Genomic DNA, 23,078 nt, shown 5'->3' with positions numbered 1-23,078 from the left:
CTTGTATATGAAAAAAGCAACCGTATTTAAAGTAATTAGCATCGTTTTTTGCGTTATCTGCATCATTTCTTCAATTGTGATCTGGCTTATATATAAAGACTATAAAAGTTATGATCTTTCGAAATATAGGGATGGCGTAACAGTTGTCGATCCTAATACCATAGTTCTTAGTGATAGTGGAGTGAGAGTTTCATTTTCTGAAGTAATCTTGTCAAAACCTAATGAAACTCGGAAACTTGTTGTGTTTGAACAGGAAGGTACTGTCAGTTATACGATTGAAGACAGAATGTTTAGCTTCCTTGATGCTGAGTCAACCAAAAAGTACCAAACAGTTAAATATACCGGCAAAGGCTCTTTTATCGTAGAACTTGATGAACTGACCGCTGCTAACATAATTGATGACAGCGAAAATAAAGTTCTGACGATTAAGATCCCACATCCAAGGCTTGATACCATCGATATTGACCCTAACAAGGTTGAGATCGGAGAGCAGACAACCGGTTTCTGGGCGATTGGAACAATAAAACTTACACTTTCAGACTACAACATAATAGAAACAGAGCTCAGAGACAGATTAGTAGAAAAATTCAATACCACCGCCAATGGGCAGGAAGCCGATGACCTTGCTTTGGACGCCGTATATGCCATATATGCGCCGGTTGTTGAAGCTGTAGATAGTAATTATGAATTGAAGATTGTATTTCAATAAAGAAATACATGGGAGTTTTTCTGAACTCTGTATATATTTGGTATGTGCCGTGAGCCTTTACAATAAAGAGTAGTTATGCTACACTTTGTTAGCAATGTTCTTATGCATGTAGAGGTATCACGGCATTTTCGCCATTTATCCCTATTTTGAATTTGAAGATTATTACTATAAATTGATGAACTTAATGTTTTTTTAGCTTTATAGCCAGAACTTTTTGTATCTTTTGATTCTGATAAGTCTTTTTTCAAGGAATGCCTCTTGTGTATTTGATGTTGCAAGCAAAAATATCAGTACATATAATGGAGGTAACAAATGGAAGAAGTAGTAACTGAAAACAGGGGCAACAGAGAGCACAAGGACAGATTTTTCAAGAAGGTTTTTTCATCAAAGAAAGCCTTGCTTAATTTGTATAATGCTGTAAATGGGACCAATTATACGAATCCTGATGACATTGAGATCAACACTATCGAGGATTTCTTATACTTGAACATGAAAAACGATGTGTCTTTCCTGTTTACAGATAAGATGAACCTTTATGAACACCAGAGTTCGGTTAATCCCAATATGCCATTCAGAGGTTTTATCTATCTTTCGAAGCTTTATCACAAGACTGTATATGAGAAGTACGATTTTTTTGATGATAAGCTTGTAAAGATACCAATGCCGCAGTTTGTGGTATTTTATAATGGAACTAAGGAAGAACCAGACAGGAAAGTGCTTAGCTTAAGTGATGCATTTAATGGTGATGGCAAGTTTGAACCAGCTCTTGAATGTAAGGCAACTGTGCTTAATATCAATTATGAGCACAATAAGGAACTTATGGAGAAGTGCACGGAGCTTAGAGACTATGCATTGCTTATCTCAAGAATCAGAAGTAACTGTCAAAGCGGGATGGTGCTTGGAGATGCGATAGATAAGGCAATAGACGATTGCATCAACGAAGGCATTATGAAGGAAATTCTGGAAGCTCATAGAATGGAGGCGAAGGAAATGCTGTTTACTGAATATAACGAAGAAGCACATATCAATCATGTCAAAGAATCGTCATATGAGAATGGGTACGGAAAAGGATATGATAGTGGAATAGATATTATGAGCCAGTTATATCAGAAACTGAAAGAACTCGGTAGACTTGATGATTTTGATAAGGCAATGAGTGATCAGGGATATAGAAAACAACTTATTGAAGAGTTTTTTTCTAATGAAACTCATATATCGTCTTGCTGATTAATGTATCAAGAAATATAAGTTAATGTCCAAAGGAAAATGGGAATGTTATGGGTGGAAAAGTACTTGATTTACCTGGTTTCATAATTTATGAGCAGGGTATTTTTATCTTCATAGAAGATAAGATCGAAGACAATATTTCAGTGGATGTAATACAAGATAAGTTATGTAAAAAATATAACATTTCAGACGATAAAGCAAAAGAGTACATAGAACGTGTCAGCGCTTTAATGAAAGAAAAGAAGTAATTAATCATAATAAATAATCGATAGAATCGATAAATCCCACAGCAAGGAAAAATCCCCTACTGTGGGATTTTTTAATTGCAGCGATTTTCTTCGCTACTTTCTACTACGCGTTTTTTGGAGAGAAACGATACCGCAGATTTGGCAGAAACCACTGATATAATCCTCGAGCGTAATCCGTACGAGGAGTGTCCAGGGGCATCGTACGTCAATTCGTAAAAAAACTGTACGTATCCAATTACCCTAATGCGAACAATATAAGCCCCTACGACGAGTGGCAAGGTAGCTCGAGGATTATATCAGTGGTTTCTGCCAAATCTCCCCCGCTATCCCCAAAAACGCTCCCCCATTTCTTTTTTATCAGAAAAGGTTATTCCTTTTGCATTTCACTCCGATATATGTGATGACAAGTAATATATGCGCAGGGAAGCGCGTCTAAAGTTCTTAAGCAAATCCATGACACGGAAGTCAAAGATATAGCTGGAAAGGAGCGACAGTACATGCCAGGAAGCACAATGGGCGAAGCCTTAGTACTTTCTATGATGCCGCAGATATCGACCCAGACTCGGCAGCAAGGCAAAGTACAACAGGCGACCAAAGGCGGTGATTTTGGCAGTGTCATCGAGGATGCAAGACTATCGAACATATCAGGCTCAAACAATTCACTACAAAAAGATAGTACATTGCAAAACACCGGACAGACCGCTTCACAAAAAGATGTGAACAACAAAGGACGGACAGACACAGAAAACAGAATAAAGGATTCAAAAACAGACACTAAAAAAGCAGAAACAAACAGACCAGACAAGAAACAGACACAAGGCATCAAAGAAGAGAACAAGGCAAACGATCTTGAAAACAAAATCTCTGAGATAAGCGAAGATTTAGAAGATGCAGGCAAAGAGCTGGTATCAGAGATAGCCGATGAACTTGATGTAACAGATGAAGAAGTATTAGAGATTTTAGCACAGCTTGGATTGACACTAACAGATCTTTTTAATCCTGAGAATCTGACACAAGTGGTAATGGAAGTCACCGGTACAGAGGATGTTTCAGAGATTCTAATGGATGAAGATCTTTCACATTCACTGCAAGACCTGATGGAAAGCGCTCGCAAGATGATTGAGGACATAGCTACAGATTACGACGCTGAGCCTCAGGAGATAGATCAGATGCTTGAAACTCTTAAGACGTTTCAAGGAAAAGAGCTTTCAGGAACCTTTGAACAAAACATTAAAAATCTAAAAGACGCAGAACCGAAGACATTAGAAGACAAGATAGAGATTGAAGCATCAGATAAAGGTCTTTTAGAAAGCGAACAGGTAAAAGAAAGTAAAGATACTGAAAAACACGAAGGCGAAGGCAAAGAATTTAAAGGCGAAAACAATAATCTCTTTTCCCAGACAGATGAGATCAAAACTCCTGAAATGAATCCTTATCAGCAAATGGTAAATGACCTGAAGAACGCATTTAATGAAGCAGTAAATGAAAGCACAAGACCCCAGACTCAAGGCACAAATCCATTGGACGTTATAAACCAGATCACAGATTACATGAAAGTTAACGTCAAAGAGACAATGACATCAATGGAGATACAGCTTCATCCCGCAAGCCTTGGAACAGTAAGAGTCATGGTAGAGCAGGCACAAGACGGCGGAGTTACAGCAAGATTCACAGCATCCACAGAAGAAGCCAAGACAGCACTTCAGACACAGCTAATACAGCTTCAGCAAAAGCTCGATGAACAAGGCATCAAAGTAAACGCAGTAGAAGTAGCAGTTGATGCACACGCATTCGAACAAAACCTTGAAAAAGGAAATCAGCAGAACGCATCAGAGAAGGAAGAAAAACGTCAGAGCAGAATACGAAGAATTAACCTTGGAGACCCGGACCTATTGCAGGAGGGAACCTTGGAGCTCGACGAAGAAACTAGACTGGCAGCCGAAATGATGGCAGCAAACGGACAGACAGTTGACTACCAGGCTTAAGTGGTCAGAATCACAAAATGGTCTGATCCCCGGCCACAAAAGGTCAAAGTAACGAGGTGGAAAAAATGGCAGTAGATGCAATAGTAAAAGATGGAGTAATCGTAAATAACAGTAAAGCTGCTTCAGAAAAAACGGAAACCACATCTAACAACAAAATCGGCGAATACAAAGAGCAGTTCATGCAGCTTCTGTGTGCACAGATGAAATATCAGGACCCCCTGGAACCTACTTCCAACACAGAGTATATTTCACAGTACGCTCAGTTCACACAGGTTGAGCAGATGCAGAATCTGGCTAACACAGTAGCACTTAACAGAGCAGCCGACATGGTAGGCAAGACAGTTCAGATCAAACAGGTAGATGAAGATACCGGCGAAGTTAAGTCTATCGTTGAAGGTAAGGTTGATTTCGTTTCTTATGAAAGCGGCGATTCTTATGTAAGCGTAAACGGTAACAAGTACAAGCTCGACGATGTAAATGCAGTTGTCGATGGCACATATTATGACAACACGCAGCTGGCAGGAACCGTACTTGAAATGCTGGATAAGCTCCCGGCTGTAGATTACATAACACTTTATGCTGACAAAGAAAATATCGAGAAGATGCTCGGAGCATACGAATCAATGACAGGTGATCCTTCAGCATTCTTCTCAGCAACAGAACTTACCAAGATTTCACAGTACGCTCTTAAGTATGCAGACCTTATGGAAAAAGCAGTAGCGGAATCAGAAAAAACTTCAGGAAACAGACAGGTTGAAGAAGTTCAGGAATCTGAGGAAGTAGACAACGATTAAGAATGATCAGGAAAAGACATACGACAAACATCTAAAGTAGTACCTAGAAAAAGGAATAAGGGGGTTAAAGAAAAATTTAGCCCCCTGAAATAGAAAGGAGAAGGCAGACAAATGAATAGTTTGAATCCATCCTTTCTTTCCATAGATCAAGTTCAGGGTCAGTACCTGGGCAAAGACAAAGTTTCAAAACCAAACGTCCAGATCGGTGAAGGCAAGGAATCATTCGCATCCATTCTGGACAAAGCGCAGGAACTGAAAAAACTAAACGAGCCGCTTAAATTTTCAAAACATGCAGCGGCAAGATTAAGTGACAGAAATATCGAAATCACCAAACAACAGCTTGAACGCCTGAATCAGGGAAAGATACAGGCAGGAGAGAAAGGAATCAGCGAATCACTTATACTGGTCGATTCATTAGCATTCATAGTAAACGTACCAAACAATACAGTAGTTACAGCAATGAACCAGAACGACAAGAGTGATAGCAAAGTATTTACAAATATCGATGGAGCAGTAATAGCATAAGGCCGGACTTAAGAAAAAAAGATTTTTTTCTACAAAGAGGTCTAGAAAATCCCGACTGACAGAAGGATTTTTCAAGAAATATTCTGCTCCTGCTGATACCAATCATTTTCATAGTTTTGCTAAAAAAGGTAAATTCGAATAATTTACGGATAATGGCAGACTGTGAATGGTATCGACAAGTAGGAGGTTTTATCTATGTTAAGATCAATGTATTCAGGTGTTGCAGGTCTCAAGACTCACCAGACCAAAATGGATGTTATCGGTAACAACATCGCTAACGTAAACACCACATCTTTTAAGTCCCAGTCTATCAGCTTTTCAGATCTGATGTACCAGACAACACAGCACGCATCAGGCTCAACCGAAACAACCGGTGGTGTCAATGCCCGCCAGATAGGTCTTGGTGCTCAGTCAGCTTCCATAGCTACAGCGATAGAGACTCAGGGTGCAACTCAGACTACAAACAATCCATACGATCTTATGATATCCGGTGATGCATTCTTCATCGTCAATGACGGTACCCAGAATGTATACACGAGAGATGGTTCATTCTATGTAGATGGTAATGGTAATCTTGCTACTCAGTCAGACGGTTACTACATCATGGGATGGATGGCAGTTACTGATGAAGAAACAGGTGTTACATCAATAAATACAAACGGCGGTCTTACCAAGCTCCAGATCATGTCAGATGAGACCAGTACATTCCCTCCTGAAGGAACATCTCAGGCAGTTATCAGCGGTAATATCGACGCTAAGGATACAAACATCACATCATCCGCAGGTAAAAAAATAGCTCTCGAGTTCTACGATAACCTTGGTTACCTCTACACAGCAGAGTTCACAATCAAGGACGTAGATAACGAAATGAACACATATACAATGACACTTACAGACATCATGGATTCTGATGGTGTATCAGTTGGAGCAGAGCAGCTTGCAAATGTACATCTTGGAAGCGATGCACAGGCTGGTGTTACAGAGCAGGTTCCCGGAGTACTTAAGTCCGGTTATTATGTATCTAATTATTCAGCAGCTAAGGGAACTGCAGATTTTGCTCTGTCAGATAGTGACAGTACAACAACTGATACAACAATGTTTTCAGCAGTACCAACAAGTGGAACTCTTAAAGATCTTGATAATGCCGGTGTTTTAAAAGACCTTTATAACATAGCTATCGATGGTAAGACTTTCTATGACGCAGATACATATACAATGGATAATCTTGGAAATCTTACTATCTCACATACAGGAACAACTTCAACAACTACAAAAAAGGCAGTAGTAAATGATACTAACACAGCATCTTATAAAGTAACTGTATCCGGATCAGTAGCTACTATTGAGTATAAAACTACTACTGGTACTCTTACATCAGACGTTGATGGTGGTAAGTATACAGCAATATCATCAGCACTTAAAACTGCTTATAAGATTCCTACAGGATTGAATTCTGCTAGTACATATCATACAGAAGATGGAAGTACAGTAACTCTTACAGTTCCTACTACAACTACTCTTGGAGTTGGAAGTGGTTATGAAGTTGTGGTTACAAGCGGTACTGCAACCATCAGAGAAGGAAAAGCTGAAAAAGTTAATACTGATGTTTCGGGAACAAATTTTTCGGATTTTGCAGCTAGCGAGGACGGAGCAAAAATACTAGCATATTACAACAATTTGACTCCAGCTACATATACTAGCGATCATCCTGATGCTTCATATAGATTTGAACAATATGAAAAAAGTGGTAATAAATACGCTAAATTACTTGTTTCATATAAAGAAGCAAAGAATAATACATCGGTCGCTGATTCACTTGCAACTGGCTATTCCTGTGATTTTACAACAACAGATGACACAACAGATCCCATTAGAATTACATATGGTACAGGTTATGCTGATGTAACTAAAACAGGTAGTCTTACAGATGCTATTGCTACCTATTTTGGAATATCAAGTGAAGATAAAGAGAAATACCTTGCAGAGGGAGCAAATGCAACATATGCAATAACTGTAGACACAACAAATAATACATTATCAATGGTTGTTACATATAAAACATATGAACCAAAGACTGATACATATGAAATGGACACAACAAAACCTGTTACGGCAAATGTTGGAACTGAAAAAGTTGCATTCAATGATGAATCGTCAGTACATGAATATACAATAAATTCATCAGGCAAGCTTACAGATCTTACAGATAATTCACAAGCAGAAGGCATTCTTAAAGCATTTGGATTAGATGCTACAAAAGTACAGGACTATGTTTCTGAGTCAACGTATTCAAAGTCGTCATATGTTATTTCTTCAAGTGGACTTCAGATTACAAGTTATAAAGATACAGATTATACACTTAATACAGCAGATGGATATTCAGCATCAGCATCAGGAACAACTATTACTGTATCACTTACGACAACAGAAGATGTTGATACATCAGGTAATATGACATCTCTTTCAGCACTTGCTAAAAATGCATTTGGAATATCCAGTAATGAGTTTGATACAAGTGAACCATATGATACTTATACAATAGAAATGGATACAAGTGGTAATGCATCTCTTACAATCACAGATAACTCCTATAAGACTATAGCAACAGAGTACAACCGTAACGAAATGACTCTTAACTACGATCATGCTAATGGTTCTTATATCGGAGCAACCTTCAAGCAGGCTGACGGATCAGAGAACGGAATGGGATATTCAACCATTACAACTGATAAGATCATCCTTAACTTCAATCCTGATATGGATGATACAGTTAACCCTTGGACAGATGTATACCTTGATCTTTCAACAACAACTAACTACAACTCATCAGGAACATCTACTCTTCAGGCTTCAAAGGGAGACCTTGCAGGTAACAACACAGGACGTATGATGGGTACAATGACAGGTATTACGATCTCTAAGGATGGTAAGATCTCAGCATCTTACTCTAACGGTCAGACACTTCTTCTTGGACAGATTGCATCTGCAACATTTGCTAATGCATCAGGTCTTGAGAAGGCAGGTAACAACCTCTATACAGCAACACTCAACTCAGGTGATCCTGTAGTTCAGGATATCACAGTTGGCGGCGGTTCAATCTCAACCGGCGTTTTGGAAATGAGTAACGTAGACCTTTCCAATGAGTTCACCAACATGATCACAGCACAGCGTGGTTTCCAGGCGAATTCCAGAATTATCACAGTTTCAGATACACTTCTTGAAGAACTTACTAACCTGAAACGTTAATGAATGATCAGGTACATGAGACCTGAATACAGGTCCCTATAGGACACCCTATATTTCTTGCATGCATCTTAAAAAAGGTGCATGCAAGAATATGATTTGTATCAAATTGTTTTTTGTTTTAATCAATTAAAGAATCAACCAATATCAACAAATTTTACCAAAAATTGCAAAAATATTTGTGTCATTAGTATAAAATTGACAGACAAGTACAATATTTCGTGATATAATAATTTTTATAATAAACATTAATTGCGGAATTGATTGCACGAACCATGTCTATCTATTGTTATTCTCGCGTTTGAAAGTCCTGTCTTTCAAACCTTATTCTAAGATGGATAAAGGAGATTTAACGTGGATCTAGCTACAATAGCAGCTCTTGGTGGTGGAATTGTAATAATCCTTCTGGGAATTGCGACGGCCGGTGGTCTTCAGACTATTCCCAGTTACATTGATATACCGTCGGTTGTTATCACAATCGGTGGTTCTCTTCTTGCAACATTTGGTACCAATACGATTCCTGGTGCTATCACAGCACTTAAGACGATTGGTGTTGTTATTAAGATGCCAAGTCTTGACATGTCAGGACTTGTAAAACAGATCGTTGATCTTTCCAATACCGCCAGAAAAGAAGGACTTCTTGCTCTTGAAGAAGCAGCTAACAGTATTGAAGACCCCCTTCTTAAAAAGGGACTACTTCTTACAGCAGACGGTACTGAGCCTGAGCTTGTAAGAGCCATTCTCGAGGCGGAGATTGATGCAGTTGATGCAAGACATAAGCTAAACATCAAGTTCTTTGAGGACTGGGCCAGCCAGGGACCTTCCTGGGGTATGATCGGTACCCTCATCGGACTTGTTAACATGCTTAATAACATGTCAGATGCATCTTCACTTGGACCTAACATGGCGGTTGCTCTTATCACGACATTCTACGGATCCGCCATCGCGAACTGGATTTGTTTCCCTATTGCAGAAAAACTTAAATTCGATAATGACGCTGAGCTTACATATAAAGGCGTAATGATAGAGGGAATCTTGTCTATACAGGCAGGAGAGAACCCCAGAGTAACAGAAGAAAAGCTTAAGGCATTCATGACTCCTTCAGAAAGAGAAGCTTACGATGCGGCTAATGGTGGTGGCGGAGGTGAGTAATGGCTAAAGCAAAAAAAGAAGCCCCGCCTAAAAAAGGATGTCCTGCCTGGCAGGGTACCTTCGGCGATCTAATGAATCTGCTTCTGTGTTTCTTCGTGCTACTTTTCTCAATGTCAACTTTGGATGCGGCAAAATATGAGGAAGTTGCAGCTTCCTTTAGTGCGGCTTTTGGTATTTTCGATGGTGGTCAGAATGCACTTGGTGATGGCGCTCTGATTGGAGATGGTGTATCACAGCTAAGTTCGCTTTCTGCATATACAACTTCTATGGGTGCTTCTGCATCAGGCGATGCTGATGAGACAACAGATGCAACAAGCGGAGAAGATGTATCTGAAGGCGGTCCTGACGTCTCTGAAGCTGAAGCGACACTTGAAGCAGCCCAGATGGAAGCTTCAGAGCAGCTTGCAAAAGAAGTTACTGAGGCTCTTCAGGCCGGAATGACTGAAGAAGAAAAGGCAGAGCTTACAGAAGAGGAAGTAATATCTGACGTAATACTTAACTATACAAGTCAGTATGTGCAGCTTACCATAAGTGGATCACTCTTATTTGCATCAGGTAGCGCCCAGCTTCAGGAAAGCGCTTATCCTGTACTTGATAAGGTTGGAGCCGTACTTGAAAGCTACGCAGGCGGAACTATTGAAATCGAAGGTCATACAGATAATGTGCCCATCAGTAATGCTATGTTTGCTAATAACGATGAGCTTTCTGATGCACGTGCACTTTCTGTTTTCTATTATATTTTGGATGTAACAGAACTTGATCCTGCTAATATCAAGCATTCCGGAAGAGGAGAATATGTACCGGTTGCTGATAACACAACAGCAGAAGGCAGAGCTAAGAACAGACGTGTAGAAATTAGAATATATAATCCTTTAAGTTCCTCATATTAAAAAAGGAGAACGAATATGAAAAGGAACATGCTGGCTATAATTATTCTGGCTTTACTTATTATCAATACGGTTCTTACCGGAATAGTAATGCTGTCAGTTATGCAGACTAATCAAAAGACAGCCACAGTAATATCGGATATTGCATCGGCTCTTGAACTTGAAGCAGGGGGCGGCGCAGGAACAAGCGCAGGCTTTGCAAGACAGGCATCGGATATAACAGCTGCTGATACAGCTAACTATGAGATCACAGATATCCAGATATCTCTTTCCAAGACAGAAAGCGGTCAGTCTGCGATCTTGCGGTGTTCACTTAATATATCTATGGATACTGTAAATTCAGATTATGCAACACTTGGATCAAGTGAAAGTCTTGCAGGTGCAACATCCAAGATCAAGTCTATTGTTAATGAAGTAGTATCACAGTATAACTTCGATAATGTATCAGATAACCAGGCAGCGATCGAGAGGGAGATCCTTGATAAGGTTCAGGACTATTTCGGTTCTGCATTCATTTATGACATAAGCTTCAGTTCATTCTTGCCAGTAAAAATGTAATATGAGTTTAATGAGTTTGATAAATCAACCTCGTTAAACTCTGGACCTAAAAAACAGGTCCCAAAAAGTTTGACTCTGGTCCGAATAGGGTATGGGAGATAGAGGAGTATGAGTGATGTCTTAAGCCAAAATGAGATAGATAACCTACTGGCGGCGCTGTCAACAGGTGAACTAGATGTCGAAGAGATGTCCAAGGCCGATGAGAAAAAGGTCAAGGACTATGATTTCAGACGCCCTGCGAAGTTCTCTAAAGAGCATCTGAGAACACTTGAGATCATCTTTGAGCATTATGGAAGACTTCTTGCTACAACTTTGCCCCTTTATCTTAGAAAAAATGTACAGATAACAGTTGAAAACTCAGAAACAGTTACATTCTCGGAATTTTCAAATGCTCTTTCAAACCCTGTAATTCTGGGTATTGTTAATTTTAATCCGCTACAGGGTCAGATAATTGTTGAAGTTCAGTCCAATATAGGATTTTCTTTTATAGACAGAATGCTGGGCGGTGAAGGAACGGCGCTCGATAAGCCAAGAGCCTTCACTGATATTGAGATGCCTCTTATAGAGAAAATGGTAACAATATGCGTTCAGCAGCTGGTCGAGCCATGGGAGAACGTTGTAAACATTGATCCTATTCTTGACAGAATAGAGACCAATCCTCAGTTTGCACAGGTCATATCTCCGACAGATATGATCGCTATCGTAACACTGAATCTGAAGATAGGTGAAGTAGAAGGTCTCATGAACTTCTGTCTTCCTTTCTTTACACTTGAAAGTGTAATGGATCGTCTGAATACCAAGTACTGGTTCTCCAGTATGCAAAGGCATAACGAAGAGAATGATTCAGAGTTTCTTGAATCCCTCGTTAGAAAGATTGAAGTACCTGTCAAAGCAGTGCTTGGAAAATGTCAGGTATCTGTCAGTGACTTTGTACAGCTTCAGCTAGGGGACATTATAAGACTTGATTCCAGAGTTACTCAGGAAATGCATGTATATGTGGGAAATATAGATAAATTCACTGCACTTCCTGGAACTTCGGATAAAAAGTATGCGGTTAGGGTTACGTCGGTGATAAGAGAGGAGGAATAAAAGATGGACGGAACACTCTCTCAGGATGAAATTAATGCCCTTTTGGAAGGCATGGATACATCTGGCGGCGGAGATTCGGGTGATGCGGCGCCGGATGGAGGCAGCGTTATGAGTGGTGAAATTGATGAGTCCCTTCTTTCCGATGTGGAAAAAGACGCGGTCGGTGAAGTTGCCAATATCAGTATGGGTTCTTCTGCGACAACTCTTTTCTCGCTCGTAAATCAGAAGGTTAATATCACAACGCCCGTAGTTTCATTATGCAACTGGGATAAGCTCATGAGTGACTATGAGAGACCGTGTGTATTTGTACAGATCAAGTACACGATCGGTCTTGATGGCAGTAACATCATGATATTAAAAGAACATGATGTTATGGTCATCACTGATCTTATGATGGGCGGCGACGGTACCAATATTCAGGATGGTGAGATCGGAGAGCTGCAGCTGTCTGCTATTTCCGAAGCCATGAACCAGATGATGGGTGCTGCTGCGACAGCGCTTTCATCAATGATCGATGAGAAGGTTGATATTTCGCCGCCTCAGGCAACGCTCCTTGCAGCCATGGATACGGATCCTGGTGAAATAGCAGAATTCCTGCGCGGAACTTTTGTAAGGATCAACTTCAAGATGCAGATCGGCGATCTTGTGGATTCGTCAATCATGCAGTTGTATCCTGTTGACTTTGCAAAGAGTTTGTATGATACTTTTATTACAAGCACTAAAGAGGATCAGCTTCCTCCTCCGTCTGAACCAGCGCCTGCTCCCGCAATGGATGCAGCGCCAGCGATGGATGCAGCAGCTCCTCCGCCAGCAATGGATCAGTCTATGGCACAGCAGCCGATGATGCAGCAGCCAATGATGGGCCAGCCGATGATGGGACAGCCTATGATGCAGCCGCAGATGATGATGCAGCCACAGATGATGCCTATGCAGAGTATGAACGTTCAGCCGGCATCATTCCAGAATTTCAGTCCGGACGGTCAGCTCATTGCAGGCGGCGAAAACATTACTCTGATCAAAGACGTTCCGCTTGAAGTTACTGTTGAGCTTGGTAGAACGCACAAGCCAATTTCTGACATTCTTGATTTTGCACCAGGTACTATCATAGAACTGGATAAAGTTGCAGGTGAACCTGTAGACGTACTTGTTAACGGCAAGTATGTAGCCAAAGGAGAAGTAGTTGTAATCGACGAAAGTTTTGGTGTCAGGGTCACAGAAATTATTAAGTAAAGTAATTTGCATATCTGTCCGATATATTTTACGCAGATTGCGATTAGCTTTTTTAATCGAGTTAAATTACCGATGGTAATTTAATCTCCTTAACCGACAACTATATTACTAAAAAGAAATGGAGAATGAGCGATGGCAAAAAATGTGTTAGTTTGTGATGACGCAGCATTTATGAGAATGATGATCAAAGATATTCTTACAAAAAATGGCTACAATGTCGCAGGCGAAGCAGAGAATGGAGCAAAAGCAGTAGAAAAGTATAATGAGCTTCATCCGGATCTTGTGCTGATGGATATTACTATGCCTGAGATGGATGGAATCCAGGCACTCAAGAAGATCAAAGAAGGCGATCCTAAAGCCGTAGTTATCATGTGTTCAGCAATGGGTCAGCAGGCCATGGTTGTTGAAGCTATACAGTCAGGCGCTCGTGACTTTATCGTTAAACCTTTCCAGGCAGACCGTGTTCTCGAGGCTGTCAAGAAGGTTATAGGATAATTTGGACGTAACAGCTATAGCTCAGTTTTTAACTGTGATATTTTTATTCATAGTTATTCTGGTGCTTACGTATTTCACGACCAGATTTATTGCTGGATATCAGAAAAACCATTCTGTTAATACCAACATTGAATCTGTTGAAGTCATGCGCCTTAGCCCAAGCCAATACGTGCAGATAATACGTATTGGCTCGAAGTATGTGGCAATAGCTGTGAGCAAGGATTCCATAGAAAAACTCTGTGAACTTTCATCCGAGGACGTGGAAGTTGCAGCGCAGGATTTTTCTTCAGGTAATTCTTTCCAAAATATCATGGATAAAATTAAACAGGGTTGGCAGCAAAAATAAACTTTGCTTAGCGGGGGATCAAGCGGAATATGAGAAATCCTAAGGGAAAGGACAACATACGCCGGTTGCTTTCTAGAGCTGTCATCAGCACTGCGGCATCTGCGGTTATGGTGGCCTTTCTTTCTTTTGCAATTCCTATCGTATCAACTGCGACCGAGGCCGGAACAGAATATGTTGATGACACCACGGACACTGACCCCACTGTTGAACCGGATTATCATTTGACTGGTACGGATGATGAACGTACCAATATCAAAGACCCCGGCACAGCCGAAACGGCTGAAGACCTTTCGGAACTTAATATTGCTAATTATGTTACCGTTACCTACGACAATGGTAACGGTGACATTAATGGTGCGCTGCGCATTTTCATAACTCTTACTCTGCTCGCACTGTTACCTTCTATTATCATTATGATGACCTCGTTTACGAGGATCATTCTGGTTCTTCACTTTACAAGAACAGCTCTTAATACCCAGACAGCCCCTCCTAACATGGTACTTGTAGGACTGGCTCTGTTTCTGACCTTCTATATAATGCAGCCGACTATACTTCGTGTATACAATGAAGCTTACGTACCGTTTAATAACGGCGAAGTTACTCAGCAGGAGTTTTTGGATAAAGCCATGAAACCTATAAGAGAGTTCATGTATCCACAGACCCAGCGCAAAGACGTTGTTTTATTTATGGAGATAAGCGGAGATGAATGGGATGGAACACTTGATGACATCCCGACTACGGTCCTTGTTCCTTCATTTATGATAAGTGAACTTAGAACCGGATTCATCATAGGTTTCCTTATTTACATCCCATTTATTGTTATCGATATGGTAGTTGCATCCGTACTTATGTCAATGGGTATGATGATGCTCCCGCCTACTACGATTTCTATGCCATTCAAAATACTTCTGTTCGTACTTGCAGACGGTTGGAATCTTATAATCGGAAGTCTTGTTAAGACGTTCTACTGACGTACATAGAAATGCATCCATGCATTTCTGAACATGTACTGAGTTACGGAGCGTAACTCTATACATCCTGTAGTTCCCGATCTTGTATTAAATCACATGGAGGTACGATCTATGGATGCTGGTGTTGTTAATCAGATCATAAGAGAAGCACTATTCCTTGTAATAAAAGTCGGCGGCCCGATGCTTCTGGCTTCCCTTATAATGGGTCTTATGATCTCCATATTCCAGACTGTAACCTCGATACAGGAACAGACCCTGACTTTTGTTCCTAAACTTCTTGTTGCATTTGGATGTTTGATATTTCTTGGAAATTATATGGGTACGCAGATATCCAATTTTATGACAAAGCTGTGGTCAGATTTTTCCCTATATATTCATTGATCAAAAAAGAAAAAAGTCTCACTTATAAGGCATAAATCATGGTTGATCTTTCTTTTACCTATGGCGATCTTGAATATTTTCTGCTTATTCTGGTCCGGGTCTCGGCCTTTATATTTGTTGCGCCGTTTTTTTCTGCCAGAGGTATACCTGCAAGATATAAAGTTGGCTTTTCGATATTTCTTGCTTTTATCCTTTTTGACGTGGCTCCAAGAATGAACCTTGAGTATTCAACTGTCTACGGCTATGCTGTCATAGTCATGAGAGAGCTCGTAACCGGAATTATCCTTGCTTTTGCATCTCTTATCTGTATGCAGATAGGTTCATTTGCAGGTCAGATAATAGATATGATGACGGGTCTTTCTATGGTATCTATAATGGATCCGGGCACCAATACCAACGTGACAATTACAGGTGCTCTTTATCAGCAGATGCTTATGATAATGCTTATTATAAGCGGTATGTACAGATATCTTGTGAAGGCGCTTGCAGATTCTTTTGTGATCATTCCTGTTAACGGAGCAGTGCCCCAGACCAATTTCCTTTTAAAGAGCATGCTTGAATTTATGAAGGACTATATGGTCATCGGCTTTAGGATCACGCTCCCTGTATTTATCATATGTTTTACCATGAATATAGTCCTTGGTATCCTTGCCAAGGTTTCTCCTCAGCTCAACATGTTTGCTGTAGGTATGCAGCTCAAGATCCTGGTAGGTCTTGGGATACTGTTTTTGACAAGCTCCCTTATGTCAGCTGCATCTGAATTTGTTTTTGACCAGATGAAAATACTTGTTCAGGAGTTCGCTTATGGACTTACGCCTTAGGTATGATCTTCAGTTTTTTGCCAAAGAAGGTCCCGGCGGTGAAAAGACCGAAGAGGCAACCAGCAAAAGACTAAGTGATGCAAGAAAAAAAGGTCAGGTGGCAAAAAGCCAGGAAATAACCGTGGCTGCGGATCTTTTTGCCTTTTTTATCATATTGAGCGTCTATAAAGAATACCTTGGCACTAATTTCCTGTTTCTTTTCAGAAATATCTATGAAAATATTCCTGATACCATAGTGATGGTGGATGGATATATCCCAAGAGCTACATTTGATTCTATTTTTAAAAAGATAATTGTTGTTGTCCTTCTCACGGTTCTTCCGTATCTCATCGCAGGATTTGCCCTGGCGCTTATCTGCAATATAATCCAGTTCGGATTTAAGATAACCCCGGAGCCTATGAAACCCAAATTTGATAAGCTTAACCCTCTTAACGGAATTAAGCGTATTTTTTCTGTTCAGTCTCTTTTTAATCTGTTAAAAGCTCTCCTTAAGATAGGCCTGATATCAGCTGTGGTATATATAACTCTCACAGGAAGAGAAGAATCAATATACCTTCTCTATGACATGCCACTCAAACAGGGAATAGCCCTTATGGGTGATCTGATAATAGATCTTGGACTTCGATGCGCTCTTGTATACGTCATTGTAGCATTCGCAGATTTTCTTTATCAGAAGCATAAATTCCGTGAAGACATGAAGATGACCAAGCAGGAAGTTAAAGATGAATATAAAGATACTGAAGGTGATCCTCAGGTCAAATCGAAGCAGAAACAGAGAATGAGAGAAGCTGCCCAGCGCAGAATGATGAAAGAACTCCCCAAAGCTGACGTAGTTATCACAAACCCTACCCACTATGCAGTAGCCCTTCTTTACAACCAGGATGAAGACCCTGCTCCTAAAGTAATAGCCAAAGGTGCCGATTTTGTAGCTCAGAAGATCAAGGAAGTAGCCAAAGAAAATCACATCGAGATAGTAGAAGATAAGCCCCTTGCACGAATGCTCTATGCAAACGTTGAAATAGGCGAATTTATCCCGCCTGAATTGTATAAGGCAGTGGCAGAAGTATTAGCATATGTATATAAACTGCAGGGAAAAATATAAAAAAGTGATGTAATTGCGCTATTTTTTTGATAAAATATCATTAAGGTGTTAGGGTTAGTGCATTTTTCAATCATTTTATGAGAATGATTGGGAAAGGGGGATGCTTATGAATCGTAAGAAGATTACTGAGCTGGTTTTTGACTATGGCGTAGCACTTTATATAGTATCTGCGCTTATAATGCTCATCATTCCCATCCCTGCGATGCTAATGGATATTCTACTTGCAATCGACCTTTCTATGGCCTTTGCAATTTTATTTAATGCCATGTATGTCAAGGAAGCTTTGGATATGAGTTTTTATCCTACAATGCTTCTATGTACAACGGTTTTCAGAATTGCTCTAAACGTTTCATCTACAAGACTTATACTTACAACCGGTAACCCCGGTAAGGTTATTGAGGTTTTCGGTCAGTTCGTTGGTGCCGGCGACCTTATTATTGGTATTATCGTTTATTTTATCCTTATCATTGTTCAGTTCGTAGTTATCAACAAAGGTTCAGAACGTGTATCTGAAGTAACAGCAAGATTTACACTTGATGCTATGCCCGGTAAGCAGATGGCTATCGATGCCGATCTTAATACGGGTGTTATAGATGACAAAGAAGCTAAGAGAAGACGTGACCATATTCAGCAGGAAGCAACCTTCTTTGGTAACATGGACGGTGCTTCCAAGTACGTAAAAGGAGACGCTGCTGCGGGACTTATAATCACGGCTGTAAATATCGTTGGCGGTATCCTGATGGGTGTTTTAAGGCAGAGCCTTTCACTTAATGAAGCTGTTGATAAATACACAATCCTTACAATAGGTGACGGCCTTGTATCATCAATTCCTTCTCTTTGTACATCCCTTGCAACAGGTGTTCTTGTAACTAAGGGTGCAGGCGAATCTGATTTTGGTCATACACTTATCAATCAGGTATTCGGTCTTCCTAAGGTTATGTACCTCGTAGGTGCAGTTGTAGCTTTCCTTGGCGTTTTCTCACCACTGCCGCCTGTTATCTATGTTATTATCGGTGCCGTCTATATAGTTGGCGGAAGAATGATGCAGCAAAGGGTTGAAGAATCTATAACAGAAGAAGCGGTGGAAGAAACTGAAGAGGCCCAGGCAGAAGAGATAAGGCAGCCTGAAAATGTTAACTCCCTTCTTCAGGTTGATCCTATAGAGCTTGAGTTTGGATACGGTATCATTCCACTTGCTGATATCAATCAGGGCGGTGACCTTCTTGACCGTGTTGTTATGATCAGGCGCCAGATAGCTCTTGAACTTGGAACGGTTGTACCTATTATCCGTCTTCGTGATAATATCCAGCTCAATCCGAATCAGTATATCATTAAGATAAAAGGTATACAGATAAGCGAGGGCGAGATCTTATTTGACCACTATATGGCCATGAATCCGGGACATGTTGAGGAAGAGATCACAGGTATCCCGACCTTTGAACCTTCCTTCCACCTGCCGGCTATATGGATCACGGAAAGCCAGAGAGAACGTGCGGAATCCATGGGTTATACAGTTGTTGATCCGCCGTCTATCATCGCAACTCATCTTACGGAAGTTATAAGAGAGCATATTGCTGAGCTTATGACTAGGCAGGATGTTCAGAATCTTGTCAATAACCTTAAAGAGAACAATGCAGCCCTTGTTGACGAGCTTGTACCAAAGCTTATGAGCCTTGGTGAAATAGAGAAGGTTCTACAGAATCTTTTGTCAGAGGGTATATCAATAAGAGACCTTGTAACTATATTTGAGACTCTTGCAGACTATGCTCCGAGTACTCATGATACGGATATACTTACTGAATATGTGCGCCAGAGCCTTAAGCGTGCTATATCCAATAAGTATTTCATCCCGGGCGAAACCACAAGCGTTGTGACCCTTGATCCTAAGGTCGAACAGGAGATCATGGGATCTGTCAAACAGACAGAAACAGGCGCTTATCTTACGCTCGATCCTGAGAGAACGAGAGCTATACTAAAGAGCGTTGTCAGTCAGGCCAAGAAGCTTGAAGACAACGGCAGAAGTCCAATAGTCATGACTTCTCCGATAGTTAGAATGTACTTTAAAAAGATGACAGAGGAAACTTACAAAGATCTTATAGTCATTTCCTACAACGAAGTGGAAAGTGACGTTGAATTACAGTCGGTTGGCATGGTAACAGCATGACCAATATAGATGGGAAAAGAGCCTATGATCATCAAGAAGTTTGTTGGTAAAACAGAAGAAGATGCCACAGAGCAGGCGAGAGAGGAACTTGGTGCAGGTATCGTAGTGATGAATGTACGACCTGTACGAAAGGTTGGCTTTTGGTCTTTTTTCCAAAAACCTAAGACAGAGGTGACGGTTGCACTGGAAGAAGAACCTGATCTTGCTGATAAGATCGTGCGCCCCAAAAAGAGTACTATCACACCTGAACAGTCTGACAGCAAGCCTTCAGAAACTGTGGATCCGTCTAAAAAGCTTATCAAAGCTTCTCAGTCAGGCGTTCTGCCTCCGCTTAAAGTTGGTGGTAGCAGCACATCTTCAAAAATCGCAGATATAAATGCTGTTGTAGCCGAGAATGCAACGGCTTCTTCTGTTGTCCTTGAAAGACCCGGAGTTACTGTGACTCCGTCAAGTTCTGTCATAGAAGAAAAGCTTGATTCACTGCATTCTCTTTTGGAAAAAAATATCGTGCGTCCGCAAAAAGAAAACGAAGCATCTAATGCGTCTGATGATAAGGGCGATAACGTCGTTGTCCATGCTAAGGATGATACGATCCCGGAAGAGACTCTTTCTTTTATCAAACTCCTTTATAACACAATGATCGAAAATGAAGTTGACGAGCACTATGTAAATGACCTGACCGACGAAGTCGAGAGATTTGCAAAGCCAGGAGTTCCGCTTGAATACTTCCTTAGCAATGTATATCAGAAGATGATCCTTAAATTTGGTAATCCCGAGGAGATAAAGCCTTCTGAAAATGGTGTCAAAGCTGAGATCTTCATAGGACCTACAGGTGTTGGCAAGACTACGACTATAGCAAAGCTCGCATCAAAGCTTACTGTAGTTGAACACAAGAAGGTTGCTCTTATTACGGTTGATACTTACAGGATAGCAGCCGCAGAACAGCTTCGTACCTATGCCTCAATACTGGAGATCCCATTCAGGGTTATCTACAGTGTTGATGATATAAAGAAAGCTGCAGATGATTTTAGCGATATGGACTACATTATGGTAGATACAGCAGGGCACTCCATTCATAACGAAGAGCAAAGAAGTGAAGTTGGGAGTTATGTAAAGGCTCTTAAGGAAAAGATGGATACGGATACTTTCCTTGTTATGAGTGCATCTACCAAGTATCGTGATCTTTTAGAGATAGTTGATAACTATAAAGAGGACTTTGATTACAAGCTTATTTTCACCAAGATGGATGAAACAAATGCTGTGGGCAATCTTTATAATCTAAGGCTCCATACCGGCGCGCCGATGTCTTATATCACAAATGGCCAGAATGTACCTGATGATATCGCGGTATTTGACGCACAGAGAGTCGTAAAGAACCTTCTTGGTGGCAAAAAGAAATAAATATCATAAGACGATATTTGTTCCTGGAGATAGACGGAGCTTATCTCGTATATAAAGCCGGGGGATAGTGTATGCAGGATCAGGCAACGCAGCTTAGAAATATAATAAAAAACGCCAATTCTACAAAGTCTAACAGGCCCCTTGCCAGAGTTATTACTGTTACAAGCGGTAAGGGCGGCGTTGGTAAGAGCAATGTGGCCATCAATCTGGCTATTCAGTTTCGCAAGATGGGGCAGAGAGTCATAATCCTTGATGCAGACTTTGGACTTGCCAATATCGAGATCATGTTTGGTACAGTTCCCAAACATAATCTTTGCGATCTTATCTATCAGGGAAAAAATATTAAAGAGGTTATAACCTGGGGACCAATGGGAGTTGGCTTTATTTCTGGCGGTTCCGGCATTTCGGGCATGTATAACCTTTCAAGAGATTATCTTGTTTATATAATAGTTAATCTTGCGGAACTCGATGCAATAGCCGATACAATAATTGTGGATACGGGAGCTGGAATTTCTGATGCCGTTTTGGAGTTTTTAGTTGCAAGTGGTGAGATCATCCTTGTGACTACTCCGGAGCCTACATCGATCACCGATTCCTATTCACTTCTTAAAGCGCTTAATCACCATCCCAGATTTAGCAGGGAGGATACAGTAATTAAAACGGTTTCAAACAGAGTGAGCTCAGAAGCGGAGGGCGAGCAGCTTTATCATAAGCTAAGTGCCGTTTCTACAAGGTACTTAAAGCTTCCCCTTACGTATCTAGGCTCTATTCCGCAAGACCAACAGCTTTCAAACGCTGTTATGCAGCAATCGCCGGTGTCGATTGCTTTTCCGAATGCAAAGTCGGTAAGGTCGTTTGAAAGTATTGCAAAAAAACTTATGGGCGGACCGGGAACAGAACCGGAGGTTCAGCCCAGAGGAATGGCAGCTTTCTTTTCTCATATTATAAAGAGCAGAAAACTTGAATCTACTACAGCTGAGGCCGTAAGCGGCACGAAAGGATGACATGCTATCTGATTACATAATACCGGGAAACAGAATAGAACTTCAGACGTATACCAGCAATTTTACTGACTCGAGCAATGAGAGAAAGTCATATGCAAGTAAGATCTATGACATCCTCTCAGAAGAGAAGATCGATGTCATGATGCCCATGGAAAAAGGGCAGCTGCAGCTCCTTCCAGTAGACGGCACTTATACTATAGTTTTTTATTCTGATAAGGGACTGTTCCAGTGTAATGGACGGGTCGAGGACAGATACAGGTCCAATAATATGTATATCCTGACGCTGGAGCTCACGAGTCCTTTATCAAAACTCCAAAGAAGAGAATATTACCGTTTCAGCTGCGCGATAAATTTCAAATTCAGGAATCTGACGCAGGATGAAGAACTAACGATCAGGGATAATCCATTCTTTTCACTTGATAATGATGAACCTATGGAGAAAGGAATGATTGTCGATATAAGCGGTGGCGGTATCAGGTTCATATCTTCGGAAAGGTTCGATGAAAATACCAGGATATTCATCTGTTACCAGCTTCCTCAAAGAGGCAGTCCCAAGGATTACAGGATCATCGGGCAGATACTTAAAACAAGAGAGCTTGAAAACAAGCAGGGAAGTTTCGAGCACAGGGTTAAGTATACCAATATAGATGAAGATGATCGGGAAGATATAATCCACTACATCTTTGAAGAAGAACGTAAATTAATGCGACGCACATAAACGAATAAACGTAAGAAAGTAGGCGCAA

General features: G+C 40.7%; 22 protein-coding genes. All 22 read left to right on the top strand.

What is annotated here, in order from left to right:
* Positions 1 to 7: 7 nt before the first annotated feature.
* The 22 genes from WAA20_RS10815 (at position 8) to WAA20_RS10710 (ending at position 23,050) form a co-directional block, all read left to right on the top strand.
* Positions 8 to 709, top strand: a complete 702-nt coding sequence (locus WAA20_RS10815) for a DUF4230 domain-containing protein (RefSeq protein WP_073387033.1) — start codon at positions 8 to 10, stop codon at positions 707 to 709.
* A gap of 312 nt (positions 710 to 1,021) precedes the next feature.
* On the top strand, positions 1,022 to 1,936 hold the full coding sequence (locus WAA20_RS10810; protein ID WP_073387032.1) for a hypothetical protein: 915 nt from the start codon (positions 1,022 to 1,024) through the stop codon (positions 1,934 to 1,936).
* A 50-nt stretch (positions 1,937 to 1,986) separates the two neighbouring features.
* Positions 1,987 to 2,184 (top strand): hypothetical protein, encoded by a 198-nt coding sequence (locus WAA20_RS10805; RefSeq protein ID WP_073387030.1) that lies wholly within the window; start codon positions 1,987 to 1,989, stop codon positions 2,182 to 2,184.
* A 497-nt stretch (positions 2,185 to 2,681) separates the two neighbouring features.
* Positions 2,682 to 4,169, top strand: coding sequence for a flagellar hook-length control protein FliK (locus WAA20_RS10800; protein WP_073387029.1), 1,488 nt, complete (start codon positions 2,682 to 2,684; stop codon positions 4,167 to 4,169).
* Between the two features lie 65 nt (positions 4,170 to 4,234).
* Positions 4,235 to 4,963 carry a flagellar hook capping FlgD N-terminal domain-containing protein gene (locus WAA20_RS10795; RefSeq protein WP_073387027.1) on the top strand — a complete coding sequence of 243 codons (729 nt, stop codon included), beginning with the start codon at positions 4,235 to 4,237 and terminating at the stop codon, positions 4,961 to 4,963.
* 111 nt (positions 4,964 to 5,074) lie between these two features.
* A complete protein-coding gene (locus WAA20_RS10790) occupies positions 5,075 to 5,488 on the top strand; it encodes a TIGR02530 family flagellar biosynthesis protein (RefSeq protein WP_073387026.1) in 414 nt (137 codons plus the stop codon).
* 195 nt (positions 5,489 to 5,683) lie between these two features.
* The gene (locus tag WAA20_RS10785) at positions 5,684 to 8,734 is read left to right on the top strand and encodes a flagellar hook-basal body complex protein (protein ID WP_073387024.1); all 3,051 of its coding nucleotides are present in this window, start codon (positions 5,684 to 5,686) and stop codon (positions 8,732 to 8,734) included.
* Between the two features lie 351 nt (positions 8,735 to 9,085).
* Positions 9,086 to 9,883, top strand: coding sequence for a MotA/TolQ/ExbB proton channel family protein (locus tag WAA20_RS10780; RefSeq protein ID WP_073387022.1), 798 nt, complete (start codon positions 9,086 to 9,088; stop codon positions 9,881 to 9,883).
* Entirely contained in the window at positions 9,883 to 10,773 is an 891-nt protein-coding gene (locus WAA20_RS10775; RefSeq protein ID WP_073387021.1) for a flagellar motor protein MotB, read from the top strand. The genes WAA20_RS10780 and WAA20_RS10775 overlap by 1 nt, the downstream gene beginning before the upstream one ends.
* Before the next feature lie 15 nt (positions 10,774 to 10,788).
* Entirely contained in the window at positions 10,789 to 11,328 is a 540-nt protein-coding gene (locus tag WAA20_RS10770; RefSeq protein WP_073387019.1) for a flagellar basal body-associated FliL family protein, read from the top strand.
* A gap of 108 nt (positions 11,329 to 11,436) precedes the next feature.
* Positions 11,437 to 12,417, top strand: a complete 981-nt coding sequence (gene fliM, locus WAA20_RS10765; RefSeq protein WP_073387018.1) for a flagellar motor switch protein FliM — start codon at positions 11,437 to 11,439, stop codon at positions 12,415 to 12,417.
* A gap of 3 nt (positions 12,418 to 12,420) precedes the next feature.
* A complete protein-coding gene (fliY, locus tag WAA20_RS10760; protein ID WP_073387016.1) occupies positions 12,421 to 13,647 on the top strand; it encodes a flagellar motor switch phosphatase FliY in 1,227 nt (408 codons plus the stop codon).
* 132 nt (positions 13,648 to 13,779) lie between these two features.
* Positions 13,780 to 14,142, top strand: a complete 363-nt coding sequence (locus WAA20_RS10755) for a response regulator (protein WP_022752859.1) — start codon at positions 13,780 to 13,782, stop codon at positions 14,140 to 14,142.
* 1 nt (position 14,143) lies between these two features.
* A complete protein-coding gene (locus WAA20_RS10750) occupies positions 14,144 to 14,488 on the top strand; it encodes a flagellar biosynthetic protein FliO (RefSeq protein WP_073387015.1) in 345 nt (114 codons plus the stop codon).
* A 29-nt stretch (positions 14,489 to 14,517) separates the two neighbouring features.
* Positions 14,518 to 15,459 carry a flagellar type III secretion system pore protein FliP gene (gene fliP, locus WAA20_RS10745; protein ID WP_073387013.1) on the top strand — a complete coding sequence of 314 codons (942 nt, stop codon included), beginning with the start codon at positions 14,518 to 14,520 and terminating at the stop codon, positions 15,457 to 15,459.
* A gap of 111 nt (positions 15,460 to 15,570) precedes the next feature.
* A complete protein-coding gene (fliQ, locus tag WAA20_RS10740; protein ID WP_073387012.1) occupies positions 15,571 to 15,840 on the top strand; it encodes a flagellar biosynthesis protein FliQ in 270 nt (89 codons plus the stop codon).
* Between the two features lie 38 nt (positions 15,841 to 15,878).
* Entirely contained in the window at positions 15,879 to 16,661 is a 783-nt protein-coding gene (locus tag WAA20_RS10735; protein ID WP_073387010.1) for a flagellar biosynthetic protein FliR, read from the top strand.
* Positions 16,645 to 17,763: a flagellar biosynthesis protein FlhB gene (gene flhB / locus WAA20_RS10730; protein WP_073387009.1), complete on the top strand. Its 1,119-nt coding sequence runs from the start codon at positions 16,645 to 16,647 to the stop codon at positions 17,761 to 17,763. Before WAA20_RS10735 ends, flhB begins: the two co-directional genes overlap by 17 nt.
* A gap of 106 nt (positions 17,764 to 17,869) precedes the next feature.
* Positions 17,870 to 19,927: a flagellar biosynthesis protein FlhA gene (gene flhA / locus WAA20_RS10725; protein WP_073387007.1), complete on the top strand. Its 2,058-nt coding sequence runs from the start codon at positions 17,870 to 17,872 to the stop codon at positions 19,925 to 19,927.
* Between the two features lie 9 nt (positions 19,928 to 19,936).
* Positions 19,937 to 21,328, top strand: coding sequence for a flagellar biosynthesis protein FlhF (flhF, locus tag WAA20_RS10720; protein ID WP_338800938.1), 1,392 nt, complete (start codon positions 19,937 to 19,939; stop codon positions 21,326 to 21,328).
* Between the two features lie 71 nt (positions 21,329 to 21,399).
* The gene (locus WAA20_RS10715) at positions 21,400 to 22,332 is read left to right on the top strand and encodes a MinD/ParA family protein (protein WP_073387004.1); all 933 of its coding nucleotides are present in this window, start codon (positions 21,400 to 21,402) and stop codon (positions 22,330 to 22,332) included.
* Position 22,333: 1 nt separating this feature from the next.
* Positions 22,334 to 23,050: a flagellar brake protein gene (locus WAA20_RS10710; protein WP_073387003.1), complete on the top strand. Its 717-nt coding sequence runs from the start codon at positions 22,334 to 22,336 to the stop codon at positions 23,048 to 23,050.
* Positions 23,051 to 23,078 lie beyond the last annotated feature (28 nt).

The sequence above is a fragment of the Butyrivibrio fibrisolvens genome (assembly GCF_037113525.1).
GTDB lineage: Bacteria > Bacillota > Clostridia > Lachnospirales > Lachnospiraceae > Butyrivibrio > Butyrivibrio fibrisolvens.
The sequence above is the reverse complement of the archived record's forward strand: the minus strand, read 5'-3'. Positions and strand labels throughout refer to the sequence as shown.